Genomic DNA, 14,200 nt, shown 5'->3' with positions numbered 1-14,200 from the left:
GGGGGAGAGCGAATCCATGAGTCCTGCCCGGAAAAGAGGCATCCTGATCGGCGCCGCGCTGGCGGTCGTCGCCATCGTGGTGGCCGCGGTGGTGCTGCTGGTCAAGGAGGACCGGGCGCCCGCGGCCTCCGGAGGCGGGCCGGGGGAGTCCACCGCGAACGCGCAGGACAGCCCCGCCCAGGTCGCCACCCGGTTTCTGCGGCTGTTCGACACAGGTGACCTGACCACCGCCCCGGTCGACGACCCGGCGGCGGCCACGGCCGCGCTGACCGGGACGCGCAACGCCCTCGGCGGGGCCTCGGTCAAGACGTCCCTCGGCGAGGTCCCGACGACGCCGGGTGACGCGCCCTCGACGTCGGCCACCTTCCACGCCGCGTGGACGTTCGCCGGCGGCAGCGTCTGGAAGTACGAAGGCAAGCTGGACCTGGTGCGCAACGCCGGGAAATGGGTCGTCCGCTGGGCGATGTCGGCGATCCACCCGAAGCTCGAAGCCGGGCAGCGGCTCGCCGTCGCGCCGGTTTCGGCCAAACCGGTCGTGACCGACCGCGACGGCAAGGCCCTCGTCGGCGGTGACGCGTCGGGTGTCGCGCCGATCCTGCAGGGGGCGTTGTCCAAGGTCGCCTCCGGGGAGAACAGCGGCACCGGAGCAACTGTCACCGTGTCTCGCGTGGACGCCTCCGGAAAACCGGTCGAGACGCTCTTCGGACAGGCGGCCGAGACGGACAAGCCGTTGGTTTCGACGTTGAGCGTGGCCTCCCAGACCGCCGCCCAGAAAGCCGTCGACGGCTTCCAAGGGCCGGCGATCATCGTCGCGATGAAGACCTCGGGCGAACTGCTGGCGGTCGCGCAGAACGGCGCCGCCGGGAACCAGCCGAAGGCCCTCAACGGCCTGTACTCGCCGGGGTCGGCCTTCAAGATCGCCACGGCGACCGCGGCGTTGCAGCAGGGCGGCGTCACCGCCGAGTCTCCGCTGGCCTGCCCGGGCAGTGAGCAGATCGGCACCCGCACGCTCAAGAACGACAACGGGTTCGACCTGGGGACCGTCTCGCTGAAGACGGCGTTCGCCGCGTCGTGCAACACGACCTTCGGGCGGCTCGCCAAGCAGCTGCCCGCGGACGGTCTTGCCAAGGCCGCGAGCCAGCTCGGCCTCAACGCCGACTTCGAGATCCCGGGGCTGTCGACCGAGGCCGGGAAGGTGGAGCCGTCCGCCGGCGGTGACGAGCAGGTCGAAGCCGGGATCGGACAGGGCAGGGTGCAGGTCAGCCCGCTTGGCGCGGCGCTCATGGCCGCGACGGTCGCCACGGGGAAGCCGGTGGTCCCGAAGCTGTGGCAGGGTCTGGAGACCAAGGTCAACGTCGGGTACCAGGCCCCGCCCGCCGGGGTGCTGAACCAGGTCCGCGCGATGATGCGCGAGGTCTGCACGACAGGGACCGCGAAGGCGTTGAAGGGCAGCGGAGCGGTCTTCGGCAAGACCGGGACGGCGCAATTCGGCTCGGGCGCGGACGCCAACGGCTGGTTCGTCGGCTATCGCGGGGACGTGGCGTTCGCCGTCATGCTCGAAGGTTCCAACGACTCCAAACCCGCGGTGCAGCTGGCGGCGAAGTTCCTGGCGGGCTGACGCTTCGGCGGTCGCCGAACCGTGGGTCTTCTACGGTGGACGCATGGAGACGATCGCCCTGGCCGAGGTCGCGGCCGTGCTCGCCGATCCGAGCCGCGCGTCGATGTGTCTCGCGCTGCTCGACGGGCGTGCCTGGACGGTGACCGAGCTGGCCGGCGCGGCCGACGTGGCCGCGTCGACGGCGAGCGAGCACGTGACGAAGCTGACCGAGGCCGGTTTCGTCGTGCGGGTCAAGCAAGGGAGGCACAGTTACGTCCGGATAGCCGACCCCCGGGTGGCGGAGCTGATCGAGCATCTGGCGCAGCACGCCGAACACCGGCCGGTGAAGGGGCTTCGGTCGTCGGTGCGGGTGAAGCGGCTCGAGTTCGCCAGGACCTGCTACGACCACCTCGCCGGGACGGTCGGGGTCGCGCTGCGGGACGGAATGCTCGCCGCCGGGCTGATCGACGACGCCGGCGGCCTGACCCTGACCGATCGCGGCCGGGAAGTACTCGGCGCGCTCGGGGTGGAGATCGACGACGGCCGCCGCCCGATGCTGCGCGACTGTCTGGATTGGACGGTCCGGCGTGATCATCTGGCGGGCCGGGTGCCTGCGGCGTTACTGTCTCACGGTGTGAGCGCCGGCTGGTTGTCCTGTGAGGGCAACCGCGCGGTGAAGGTCCTGCCCGCGGCGGAAAAGCCGTTCGCGGCACTCGGTGTCGACCTGGTGGCCCTGCGCAGTCCCTAGTGGACAGTCTGTAACACAGGTTGTCCGGGCGCTTTCCGACCGGTACACGAACGTGTGACGATCACCGCCTCACTATTCTGGAGCCCTCACGGCGACCGGAACGGGAGGCGACATGGAGCAACTCCCGCTCATCCTCGGCACCGGCGGCGCCGTGCTGCTCGTCGCCGTGATCGCCGTCCGGGTGTCGATCCGGGTCGGCCTTCCCTCGCTGCTGCTGTACCTGGGGATGGGGGTCCTGCTCGGCGAAGCCGGGTTCGGCATCCAGTACGACAACCCCGAGCTCACCCAGTCGCTCGGCCTCGCCGCGCTGGTGATGATCCTGTCCGAAGGTGGCCTCACCACCCGCTGGTCGGCCGTGAAACCCTCGCTGGGCATCGGAATCGCACTGTCCACAGTGGCCGTGGTGGTGAGCATCGCGGTCACCGGCGCCGCCCTGCACTGGTTACTGGGCCTGGACTGGCGGATGGCGCTGCTGTGGGGCGCGGTACTGGCCTCGACCGACGCCGCCGCGGTCTTCTCGGTGCTGAGATCCGCGGGGATCGGCAAGCGGCTCGTCGGCGCGCTGGAGATCGAGTCGGGGATCAACGACGCCCCGGCCTACATCGCCGTCGTCGTCCTCGCCGAGGGGACGACCATCGACTGGTCGCTGCCGCTGCTGGTGGTCTACGAACTCGCCGCCGGGCTGGTGATCGGCCTGGCCTTCGGCTGGGGCGGGGCGTTCGCGCTGCGCCGGGCGGCGCTTCCCGCCACCGGTCTGTACCCGCTGGCCACGGTCGCGGTCTGCGTCGTGGCGTATTCGAGCGGGCAGCTCGCCCACGCGTCGGGCCTGCTCGCCACCTACGTCGCGGCCCTCGTGCTGGGCAACTCGAAGCTGCCGCACCGGTCGGACACGCTGTCCTTCGCCGAAGGGCTCGGCTGGCTCGCGCAGATCGGCCTGTTCGTGTTGCTCGGCCTGTTCGCCTCGCCGAGCAGGATCTTCGAAAGCCTCATCCAGGGCCTGGTCGCGGGCGCGGTCGTGCTGCTGCTCGCCCGCCCCCTGTCGGTGCTGCTGTCGGCGCTGCCGTTCAAGATCCCCTGGCGAGAACAGGTGTTCCTGTCCTGGGCCGGGCTGCGCGGGGCGGTCCCGATCGTGCTCGCGCTGATCCCGCTGTCGTCCGGGGTGCCGGGCGCGCAGGAACTGGTCGACGCGGTATTCGTGCTGGTCATCGTGCTGACGCTGCTCCAAGGGGCCACGCTGACCCCGCTCGCGAGAATCCTCGGGCTGGCCCAGCACGCCGAGGCGCACGAGATCGACGTCGACTCCGCGCCGCTCGACGAGATGGGCGCGGAACTCCTGCAGGTCCGGATCAACACCGGATCGAAGATGCACGGCGTGTACCTGGCCGAGCTGCGCCTGCCGGTGGGGGCGACGATCAGCCTGCTCGTCCGCGACGGCTCCGGCTTCACTCCGAACAAGAACACTCGGCTCCAGGAGCGCGACCAGTTACTCGTCGTGACCACCGCCGAAGCCCGTGACGCGGCCGAACGACGCCTGCGGGCCGTCGACCGCGCGGGCCGCCTCGCCAGGTGGAAGGGCGAATCCGGCCAGTAGGTCACGAACCGGCACCAGCTGTTCGTCGGTTGATCTCAGAAACTTCTTCCCATTTGTACTCCTTTTGGATTACTTTCCCCGCAATCGACTCCATCGAATGGGTGAGTGTCACGGGGTAAGGAGTACGCAAGGTGACGAAGCTTCCTGCGCGGTTCGCTGGTCTGGGGGCCACTTTGGCACTCGTCGGAGTGGTTCTCGCCGCCCCGACGGCTACTGCGGCCGGCGCTTTCCCCGCCTTCGGGCTGCCCTTCGACACTGGCCAGTCGGTCTACTCGGCGGGGATCCACTCGGACAACGGCACGTCCGGAGTGAAGAACGCCATCGACTTCAGTCCGGGCGACAAGACCGTTCGAGCCCCGCTGGCCGGCACGGTCCGGATCCAGCACTGCTCCGGCGGCGACTGGGTGACCGTCGACCACGACGGCGGCTGGCGGACCGGGTACTACCACCTGGAGGGCATTTCGGTCACCGACGGCCAGAAGGTCGCCCCGGGCGACGCTCTCGGCCGGACCGGCAACGCGCTGCCCTGCGGTGGCAGCAGCACCGGCGCGCACGTGCACTTCACCCTGTGGACCCTGCCGACGGCCGCCGCGCAGGGCGGCGACTCGCGCGACTTCGGGGTCGGCGCGGGCAACTGGAACGGCCTGTCCTACGACGAGGTCTCGACCAAGGTCGCCGAGGCCTACGGCGAAGCCGTCGACGGCAAGACCTTCGGCGGCTGGCAGTTCACCGCGGGCACCGATCAGTACTCCGGCACCGCGACCGAGGTCTCCTCCCGCTCGACCGTCCCGCTGCCCGGCCGATTCCGGGTCTGACCTGCCGTTGCCCGGCGCGGCGCGGCGCCGGGCAGCGGTTCTTCCCGCTTGCGGAACACGTGAGCGGCGTCTCAAGATGCGGACGAGGGCTGGCTCGATCGCCCGCCCATCCGCTAACTTCGTCCGTAGGTCACGAGTGTCAGCGTCAAGCCCCGGCTAGCTGACCGGCAACCCTCCTTCCGCGGTGGGGTGCCCCGGGTGAGGACCTGGCTCGTCGCGTGGTGCGGCGGGCAAGCGCGGGATCCTCGCCGGGTCCCCTGGCCCGGAGGATGACGATGACCCTCGCTCTCGAACGCACGAACGCCCCCGCTGAAGTCGTTGCCACGCACCAGATCCCGGCGGTCGCGTGCGCCGATCTGCGGGTTCCGCTGGTCACCGGCGGCGACATCGGCTACGCCAACCTCGATCACGCGGCGAGCGCCCCGTGTCTGGACAAGGTGCGTGCCGCGGTCGACGAATTCCTGCCCTGGTACGCCAGCGTGCACCGCGGCGCCGGGTTCGCTTCGCAGGTTTCGACCAAGCTTTACGAGCGCACGCGCGGAATCCTGCGCGACTTCGTCGACGCGCGATCGACCGACACCGTCGTGTTCACCCGCAACACCACCGATTCCTTCAACCTTCTCGCGCGCAGCCTGCCGAAGCACACGTCGGTCATCGTGTTCGACACCGAGCACCACGCCGCGCTGCTGCCGTGGAAGGGACCGAACGTCCGCCGGATCGAAACCCCGCGGACCCGGCTCGCCGCGGTGTCCGCTGTGGACGAAGCGCTTGCGGACTGCCCGCAGGGACCGCGGCTGGTGGTGCTCACCGGCGCGTCCAACGTGACCGGGGAACTGTTGCCGGTCAAGGAGATCGCGGCCGTCGCGCGGCGACACGGCGCCCGGATCGCGCTCGACGCGGCACAGCTCGCGCCGCACCGGAAGATCTCGGTGCGCGAACTGGACGTCGACTACGTCGCGCTGTCGGGCCACAAGCTGTACGCGCCTTTCGGTGCCGGCGCGCTGATCGGCCGCGCCGACTGGCTGTGCGCGGCCCAGCCGTACCTCGCCGGCGGTGGCGCGACGAAGCTCGTCAACCGTGAGTCCGAAAACCTCGGCGTGGTCTGGAACTCCGGTCCCGAGCGGCACGAAGCAGGTTCCCCCAACACCGTCGGCGTCTACGCGCTCGGCGTCGCCTGCGAGACCCTGGCCGCGAACTGGGACGGGATCGTCGCCCACGAGGAGGAACTGCTGGCGCGCCTGCGCCGCGGCCTCGCCGCCATCCCCGGATTCGCCGAACTGCGGCTGTTCGACGCGCCGGTCGACCGGGTCGGCACGCTCAGCTTCGTCGTCGACGGCTTCGACCCGGGCTGGCTCGCCGCGGTCCTTTCGGCGGAGTACGGAATCGGCGTGCGGGACGGCGCGTTCTGCGCGCACGTGGCGACGAAGCGGCTCATCGCCGTGGCCGGTTCGACGGGGCAGCAGGCCGTGCGGGTCAGCCTCGGCCTCGGCAGCACCACCGAGCACGTGGACCGGATCGTCCTGGCGCTGCGCCAGATCGTCGCCCGCGGCGCGCGCTGGCAGTACGAGAAGCCGGAGGGCCGCTGGGTGCCGGAGAACGATCCGCGGGAGCTTCCTCCGTTCTGCGCCTGACCCACTACCCTCACCCTGTATGGGGAACGAGCGACCGCGTTACTGGTTTCCGCTGGCGTTGCTGGGTTTCGCCCAGCTGCTGGTGGTGGCTTTCGGCGGAATGTGGTCCGGGGGCTGGTTCGCGTATGCGCCCGCCGGTGAACGACATTCGTTCGGGTACGTGGGCTTGTACGGGGTCGAGATGAGCCGCGCGAACGTGGCCGCACTGGACGCGTCGTTCGACATCGCCGGCCGGAACGACAGCTGGCTGTTCGCCGTCCTCGCGGTCTACCTCGGCACGGTGCTGTTCTACGCCTTCCGGACGAAGACCCTGCGCTGGTGGAAGGTCGCCGCGATCGCGCTCGGCGGACTGGTCGCCATCGTGCTGGCGGATCTGGTCGGCTACTGGGAATTCGATCTCGACGGCGACACCCGGAGCGCGATCCTGCTGACACTCGGCCTGGCGGGGCTCGCGTGGCTGGAGCGCAGTGTGCTGGTGCTCGTCGTGGCCGCGGCGTTCGTGCTCTGCGCGGTCGTGCTCGCCCAAGGGCAGCTCGCGCTCGTGCTTTCGTCGCTGGTCGTGCTCGCCGGTGCGTTCGCGGCGCTGCTGAGCAGGCCGAAGACAGCCGCCGGGGAGTCCTGAACACGCTCAGTGGACAATGGGGCGGTGAGTACTGAGCCCGAAACGGCGCCACCGTCGCCCCCGCTGCCCAAGAAGCGCGTCGCCGTGGTGTTCGCCGTCGCCGCGGTGCTGTGGGGGATCGACCTCCTCACGAAGCAGATCGCCGTGTCCACGCTGGAGGGCAAGCAGCCGGTCGAGTTCCTCGGCGGGCTCGTGTACTTCCAGCTGGTGCGCAACCCCGGCGCCGCCTTCTCGATGGCCACCGGGCTGACCTGGGTGCTCGCGCTGGTCGCGATCGCCGTCGTGATCGTCATCGTCTGGCTGGCCCGGCGGCTGCGCTCGACCGGCTGGGCGATCGGCCTCGGCCTGGTGCTGGCCGGCGCGCTCGGCAACCTGACCGACCGGATCTTCCGTGCGCCCGGGCCGCTGCAGGGGCACGTGGTCGACATGATCTCCGCGTTCGCGCCGAACGGGCAGGGCTGGGCGATCTTCAACGTCGCCGACTCCGCGATCTGCGTCGGCGGTGTGCTCATCGTGATCCTTTCCTTGCTGGGCAAGGACTACGACGGAACATCCACCAAGGACAAGAAGAAAGCGGCGAGCGAATGAGCGCGCGGATGTTGCCCGTTCCCGACGGGCTCGACGGTATGCGCGTCGACGCGGGGCTGGCGAAACTGCTGGGGCTTTCCCGCACCGTCGTGGCGGAGCTGGCCGAATCCGGCGAGATCTTCCTCGATGGCAGGCCCGCCGGGAAATCGGACCGGCTGACCGCAGGCGGACTGCTCGAAGTGACGCTGCCCGATCCCGCGTCGGCCGTCGAGGTCGTCGCGGAACCCGTCGAAGGCATGAAGATCCTGCATGACGACGACGACATCGTGGTGATCTCGAAGCCGGTCGGCGTCGCCGTGCACCCGAGCCCCGGCTGGACCGGGCCGACCGTCGTCGGCGGGCTCGCCGCCGCCGGGCTGCGCATCGCGACTTCGGGCGCCGCCGAGCGTCAGGGCGTCGTGCACCGGCTGGACGCCGGCACCACCGGCGTGATGGTCGTGGCGAAGAGCGAGCACGCGTACACCGTGCTGAAGCGGGCGTTCAAGGAACGCACCGTCGACAAGGGCTACCACGCCATCGTCCAGGGCCACCCCGACCCGACGCGCGGCACCATCGACGCGCCGATCGACCGGCACCCCCGGCACGACTACAAGTTCGCCGTCGTCCAGGGCGGGCGGCCCAGCGTCACGCACTACGAGGTCGTCGAGGCCTTCCGCGCCGCGTCGCTGGCCCAGATCAAGCTGGAGACCGGCCGCACGCATCAGATCCGGGTGCACTTCTCGGCGCTCAAGCATCCCTGCGTCGGTGACCTGACCTACGGCGCCGACCCGGTGCTGGCGCGCAAACTCGGCCTCTCGCGGCAGTGGCTGCACGCGAAGACGCTCGGCTTCGCCCACCCGTCCGACGGGCGCTGGGTCGAGTTCGAGTCGGAGTACCCGGACGACCTGGCCAACGCGCTGAGGATCCTGCAGGACGAGAACTAGGCGCGTCAGTCCTCGATCGACCAGGTCAGCGTGCGCTCGTCCGGCTCGGGCCGCGGCGACCAGCGCACGGCGACCACGCGAGTCGAGTCCGGCAGCACGTAGACGGTGTGCCCGCCCAGGGTCTCCCCGGGCCGGACGCCGATCTTGTGCGGCGGCCGCGAGGTCAGCGAGACCGGCGCCTTCGCGATCGGCTTGCCGTCCGCGGTGAGCAGTTCGAGGTAGTTGTCCGGAAGCGACACGAACGGGATGTTCCCGCGGTTGGTGATCTCGGTGTGCACCACGACCGACCGTTCCCCGGCCTCCAGCGAGTAGCCCGCGGCGCTGAACAGGTAGTCCGCCGGGTCCTGGACCTCGAGCAGCTGGACGGTGAGCTGCTCGCCCTCCAGGCCCTGGGTCTCCATCACGTCGCCGGTCCGGCCCTTCTTGCCCTCCGGGGCGGCCTGCGGCGTGACCTGCTGCTCGTCGCCGCGCGCCCAGGACGCGGTCTGCGGGACGCCCCAGGTGCTCATCACCGGGTCGGCGGGCGCCATCGGCGGCGGCGCGAACTGCTGCTGCGGCGGGGCGGGCGGCCGTGGAGGCGGCGCCATCGGCTGGCGCACCGGGGTCGACGGCGGGCCGGGGTAGCGGCCCGAAGGCGTGCCGTGCACGTTGTACGCGCCCGACGGCGTCCCCTGGACGTTGTACGGCCCGGAGGGGGTGCCCTGGACGTTGTGCGGGCCCGAATGCCCCGGCGGACGCTGAGGCTGCGGAGGTTGCTGGGGCTGCTGGGCCCACGAAGGCGGCGCGCTCGCGATGGCGGCCCGAAGCCCGTTCGGGTCGCTCTCCACGCCCACGAGCAGCGGCAACCCGCTGCCGGACAGGGCGACCAGGCGGTACGCGACCTCGCGCGGGTCCATCCCGACCTTGGCCGCGAGTTCGTGTACGGCCGCCTTGCCCAGGTCCGCGAGGGCGGCGAGCAGGCGGATGTCCACGGGATCGGTCACGGCCACGTCCGGGAACGCTACCGTCTCGCCCTCGGCGCCGCGGGGAGAGGCCGCCCGAGCGCGGCAAAACCCGGCTTCGGTAGTACGCGGTCTCCATTAGGGTCGGGGACACCGCCTCCATCGACCTCTGGGGAAAGAAAACATGAGCGAAGTCTCCGCCCTCGCCGACGAGTTCGTCGAAGCCCTCTTCGACGCCGAGCCGGTCATGCCCGCCTTGCAGGGCTTCCGTCCGGAATCGACCGGTCTCGGCGATCTCAGCGAGGCCGCGGGGGACGCCTTCCGCGCGCGGCTGGCCGGGTTCGCCGAGCGGGCCGAGGCACTCGCCACCGACGGTTTGAGCGCGGAGGAGAAGACCACCCGTGACGTCCTGATCGCGATGGCCCGGGCCAGGATCGCCCTGCTGGACTCGCGATTCGTCGAGTTCACCGTCAGTGACCTGTTCATCTCGCCCGCCGCCGAGGTGCTCACCGTGCTGCCGATGATGTCGGTCGGGACGGGCGCGCAGGCCGAGGCGCACCTCGGGCGGATCGCCGCGATCCCGGAGTACCTGCGGCAGGCCGCGCAGCGGCACCGGGACGGCGTCGCCCGCGGGCTGGTCCCGGTCGCGTACCTCGTCGACGCCGCCGTCGCCTACCTCGACCGGCACCTCGCCGAGCCGTCGGCCGATCCGCTGCTGCGCCAGCCCGCGCCCGACGAGGACTTCGAGACCCGCCGCGCCGAGCTGCTGCGTGACGTCGTCCGGCCCGCGATCGCGGAGTACCGCGAGGTGCTCGCGAAGGAGATCGCGCCGCACGGCCGCCCCGAGGACAAGCCCGGCGTCTGCTGGCTGCCCGACGGCGAGCGCATCTACGCCCTGCTCGCCGAGATGCACACGACGACCGACCGCACCCCGCGCGAGCTGCACCAGACCGGGCTCGACGTGATCGCGGGCCTCGCCGCCGAGTACCGCGAGTACGGCTCGCGGGTCTTCGGCACCAGCGATCTCCAGGAGATCTTCACCAAGCTCCGCTCCGACCCGGCCCTGCGCTGGTCCGGCGCCGACGAGATGCTCGACTCCGCCCGCGCGGCCATCACCAGGGCCGAGGCCGAGGCGCCGAAGTGGTTCGGCCGGATCCCGCCGCAGCCGTGGACGGTCGAGCCGGTTCCCGCCGAATCCGCGCCCGGCGCACCCGCCGCCTACTACATGTGGCCCGCGGTCGACGGCTCCCGGCCCGGCATCTACTTCGCCAACACCCACAAGGCGGAGGAGCGGTTCCGGCATGCGGCGGAGGCGACGGCGTTCCACGAGGCCATCCCCGGCCACCACTTCCAGCTGAGCCTCGCCCAGGGCCTCACCGAGCTCCCGCTGCTGCGCCGCATCGGCGACTTCACCGCGTACGCCGAGGGCTGGGGCCTGTACACCGAGCGGCTCGCCGACGAGATGGGCCTGTACTCCGACGACGTCGCGAAGCTCGGCATGCTGACCATGGATTCGATGCGCGCCGGACGGCTGGTGGTCGACACCGGACTGCACGCGCTGGGCTGGAGCCGCCGTCAGGCCATCGACTTCCTCGCCGAGAACACGCCGATGGCGCCGGTGGAGATCGAGTCCGAAGTGGACCGGTACATCGCCTTCCCCGGGCAGGCGCTCTCGTACATGGTGGGACGGCTGGAGATCCAGCGCATCCGTGCCGAGGCCGAACTGAAGCTGGGCAGCCGGTTCGACATCAAGGCCTTCCACGACGTCGTGCTCAGCGGCGGTTCGCTGCCGCTGTCGGTGCTGGACGGCGTGGTCCGCGACTGGGTCGCCGGCCACGGCGACACCCCGAACGGTCTGGCCGACGAGCTGATGGAGCTCAAGTTCGAGGAACTTCCGCTGTGGCGTTCCCTGCTCGGGCTTCCCGGTGACGAAGGCGCGTTGCCCGATCCGAGCGCGGAGGCCGCGGCCGCGCAGCGCGCGTCGGCGGTCGCCATCGCCGAGCGCGCCGAAGCCCTGGACACCGAAGGCCTTTCCCCGGCCGAGGCGGTCACCCGCGAGGTCGTGATCCAGCAGGCGAGGGCGATGGTCGACGTCGTCGATTCGCGCGCCGCCGAGTTCTCGGTCAGTGACGGGCTGGCGTCGCCCGCGCTGTTCATGCTCAACGAACTCGCCGTCCTGTCGCTGAACGACGAGGAAAAGGTCCGCGGCTACCTGAAGCGGCTGGAAGGCATGGGCGCCTATCTGGACGCCCTGATCGTGCGCCAGCGCGCGGCGGCGGCCGACGGGCTGGTCCCGCCCGGTTTCCTCGTCGAAGGCGGGATCGCTTACGTGGAGCGCTATCTCGGTGACGAGGCGGGGGATCCGCTGGCGCTCACCGCGTCCGTCTCCGTGGAGGGTTACGAAACCGAACGCGACCGGCTGCTGGCCGAGGTCGTCCGGCCCGCCTACCGGCGGTACCGCGACTTCCTCGCCGACGAGCTGCGTCCCGTGGCGAAGCCCGAAACCGAGCCGGGTCTTTGCGCGCTCCCCGGCGGGCAGGAGAAGTATGCCGCGCTGATCCGCGCGCACACCTCCACCGAGCGCACCGCGCGGGAGCTGCACGACACCGGCCTCGACATGATCGCGAAACTGGCGGACCAGTACCGCGAGCTCGGCGAGAAGATCTTCGGCACCAAGGATCTCGACGAGATCTTCGAGCGGCTGCGCACCGACCCTGCCCTGCGCTGGCGGGACGGCGACGAACTGCTCGACGCCGCGCGTGACGCCATCACCCGCGCCGAAGCCGTCGCCCCGCAGTGGTTCTCGACCGTGCCCGAGGAGCGGTGCCAGGTCGAGCCGGTCCCGCCCGCGGAGGCGCCCGGCGGCACGCTGGCGTACTACATCGAGGCGTCGCTCGACGGCTCGCGGCCGGGCACCTACTACGCGAACACCCACGAGGCCGAGCAGCGCCCGAAGCACACGAGCGAGGCGATCGCCTTCCACGAAGCCGTGCCGGGGCACCACTTCCAGATCTGCATCGCGCACAAGCTCAAGGGCCTGCCGCTGTTGCGCGGGCACGCCGACGTCAACGCGTACGTCGAAGGCTGGGGCCTCTACTCGGAGCGGCTCGCCGACGAGATGGGCCTGTACTCCAGCGATCTGACCAGGTTCGGCATGCTCACCCAGGATTCGATGCGCGCCGGGCGGCTCGTCGTCGACACCGGGATGCACGCGCTCGGCTGGAGCCGTCAGCAGGCGGTCGACTACCTGGCCGAGAACACGCCGATGGCCAGGGTCGAGATCGAGGCCGAGATCGACCGCTACGCCGCCGTCCCGGGGCAGGCGCTGTCGTACATGGTGGGACGGCTGGAGATCGAGCGGATCCGCGCGGAGGCCGAGGCCGCGCTCGGCGACCGGTTCGACATCAAGGGCTTCCACGAGGTCGTGCTGGGCAACGGGATCCTGCCGCTGCGCGTGCTGGACGACGTGGTGAAGGCGTGGGTGGCCGCGCAGTGAGCCGGAACACAGGCGAACCGCGCGGTCCCGGCGCATACTGTCGCTAAGCGAGCGCTCAGTAACTTCACGAGGAGATGCCGATGAGGATCGGGACCGCGATCAGCTACGCCGGTGGTTTCGCCGACAGCGTGGCGGACATCGTCGAGCTGGAGAAGGCCGGGCTGGACATCGTCTTCGTCCCCGAGGCCTATTCGTTCGACGCGGTCAGCCAGCTCGGCTACGTCGCGGCGAAGACCGAACGGGTCCAGATCGCGTCGGGCATCTTCCAGATCTACACGCGGACGCCGACGCTGACCGCGATGACCGCCGCCGGGCTGGACTTCGTCTCCGACGGCCGGTTCACGCTCGGCATCGGCGCGTCGGGTCCGCAGGTCATCGAGGGTTTCCACGGCGTGAAGTACGATGCGCCGCTGGGCAGGACCCGCGAGATCATCGACATCTGCCGTCAGGTGTGGCGGCGGGAGAAGGTAGTGCACTCCGGAACGCACTACTCGATCCCGCTGCCACCCGAGCAGGGCACGGGCCTCGGCAAGCCGCTGAAGCTGATCAACCACCCGGTGCGCGAGCGGATCCCGATCCTGCTGGCCTCGATCGGCCCGAAGAACGTCGCGCTCACGGCCGAACTGGCGGAGGGCTGGGAGCCGATCTTCTTCCACCCCGAGAAGGCCGCCGAGGTCTGGGGCGCGTCGCTGGCCGAGGGCAAGGCGAAGCGCGACCCGTCGCTGGGCGAGCTGGACACCTTCGTCGGCACCGCACTGGCGATCGGTGACGACGTCGAAGGGCTGCTGGACCACCTGCGCGGCATGCTGGCGCTGTACATCGGCGGCATGGGCGCGCGCGGCAAGAACTTCTACAACAGTCTCGCCCAGCGGTACGGCTACGAGGCCGAAGCGAAGCTCATCCAGGACCTCTACCTGGACGGCAAGAAGGACGAGGCCGCCGCGGCGGTGCCGAAGGAGCTGATCCGGGCGATCTCGCTGATCGGGCCCGAGGGCTACGTCAAGGAGCGCCTCGCCGCGTTCCGCGAGGCCGGTGCGACCACGCTGGTGGTCAATCCGCTGCTGCCCGGTCGTGAGGCCCGCGTCGCGCAGGTTTCGAAGCTGCGCGAACTCATCGACTGACGCGGACCAGGGCACGCGGCGGGGAGGCGAACCTCTCACCTGTATCGATCCGGTATACTTGACCTGCGCCGGTATAACCCCTTCGTGGTCAAAAAGCGGCCTCCCGGTGGAAAGAGAACGTAAACCA

Annotated in this window: 11 protein-coding genes and 1 riboswitch; of the genes, 10 read left to right on the top strand and 1 reads right to left on the bottom strand. The window is 70.5% G+C overall.

Features of this window, described 5'->3' with window-relative positions; all coding sequences use genetic code 11:
• Positions 1–16: 16 nt before the first annotated feature.
• The 8 genes from ACZ1DY_RS29900 to ACZ1DY_RS29865 all read left to right on the top strand — a co-directional run bounded on the left by ACZ1DY_RS29900 (position 17) and on the right by ACZ1DY_RS29865 (position 8,515).
• Positions 17–1,618: a penicillin-binding transpeptidase domain-containing protein gene (locus tag ACZ1DY_RS29900; RefSeq protein WP_465481657.1), complete on the top strand. Its 1,602-nt coding sequence runs from the start codon at positions 17–19 to the stop codon at positions 1,616–1,618.
• Positions 1,619–1,661: 43 nt separating this feature from the next.
• Complete coding sequence (locus tag ACZ1DY_RS29895) at positions 1,662–2,345, top strand: ArsR/SmtB family transcription factor (RefSeq protein ID WP_465481656.1); 684 nt, start codon at positions 1,662–1,664, stop codon at positions 2,343–2,345.
• A 112-nt stretch (positions 2,346–2,457) separates the two neighbouring features.
• Positions 2,458–3,936, top strand: coding sequence for a potassium/proton antiporter (locus ACZ1DY_RS29890; protein WP_257485419.1), 1,479 nt, complete (start codon positions 2,458–2,460; stop codon positions 3,934–3,936).
• A 131-nt stretch (positions 3,937–4,067) separates the two neighbouring features.
• Positions 4,068–4,751, top strand: a complete 684-nt coding sequence (locus ACZ1DY_RS29885; RefSeq protein WP_465481655.1) for a M23 family metallopeptidase — start codon at positions 4,068–4,070, stop codon at positions 4,749–4,751.
• Between the two features lie 128 nt (positions 4,752–4,879).
• Positions 4,880–4,994: riboswitch (SAM riboswitch) on the top strand.
• A 32-nt stretch (positions 4,995–5,026) separates the two neighbouring features.
• A complete protein-coding gene (locus tag ACZ1DY_RS29880; RefSeq protein WP_465481654.1) occupies positions 5,027–6,382 on the top strand; it encodes an aminotransferase class V-fold PLP-dependent enzyme in 1,356 nt (451 codons plus the stop codon).
• Between the two features lie 19 nt (positions 6,383–6,401).
• A complete protein-coding gene (locus ACZ1DY_RS29875; protein ID WP_465481653.1) occupies positions 6,402–7,004 on the top strand; it encodes a hypothetical protein in 603 nt (200 codons plus the stop codon).
• 24 nt (positions 7,005–7,028) lie between these two features.
• Positions 7,029–7,592: a signal peptidase II gene (gene lspA / locus ACZ1DY_RS29870; protein WP_465481652.1), complete on the top strand. Its 564-nt coding sequence runs from the start codon at positions 7,029–7,031 to the stop codon at positions 7,590–7,592.
• On the top strand, positions 7,589–8,515 hold the full coding sequence (locus tag ACZ1DY_RS29865) for an RluA family pseudouridine synthase (RefSeq protein WP_257485424.1): 927 nt from the start codon (positions 7,589–7,591) through the stop codon (positions 8,513–8,515). Before lspA ends, ACZ1DY_RS29865 begins: the two co-directional genes overlap by 4 nt.
• Before the next feature lie 5 nt (positions 8,516–8,520).
• Here the strand turns inward: ACZ1DY_RS29865 and ACZ1DY_RS29860 are convergent, their stop codons facing one another.
• On the bottom strand, positions 8,521–9,504 hold the full coding sequence (locus tag ACZ1DY_RS29860; protein ID WP_465481651.1) for an AsnC family protein: 984 nt from the start codon (positions 9,502–9,504) through the stop codon (positions 8,521–8,523).
• Positions 9,505–9,640: 136 nt separating this feature from the next.
• Here ACZ1DY_RS29860 and ACZ1DY_RS29855 point away from each other — a divergent pair, with 136 nt between their 5' ends.
• Positions 9,641–12,952, top strand: a complete 3,312-nt coding sequence (locus ACZ1DY_RS29855; protein WP_465481650.1) for a DUF885 domain-containing protein — start codon at positions 9,641–9,643, stop codon at positions 12,950–12,952.
• A gap of 80 nt (positions 12,953–13,032) precedes the next feature.
• Positions 13,033–14,073 (top strand): LLM class F420-dependent oxidoreductase, encoded by a 1,041-nt coding sequence (locus ACZ1DY_RS29850; RefSeq protein ID WP_126733667.1) that lies wholly within the window; start codon positions 13,033–13,035, stop codon positions 14,071–14,073.
• Positions 14,074–14,200: the final 127 nt, after the last annotated feature.

Source organism: Amycolatopsis sp. PSD-21 (genome assembly GCF_055561455.1).
Note: the sequence above shows the minus strand (reverse complement) of the source record. Positions and strands in the feature narration are given on the sequence as shown.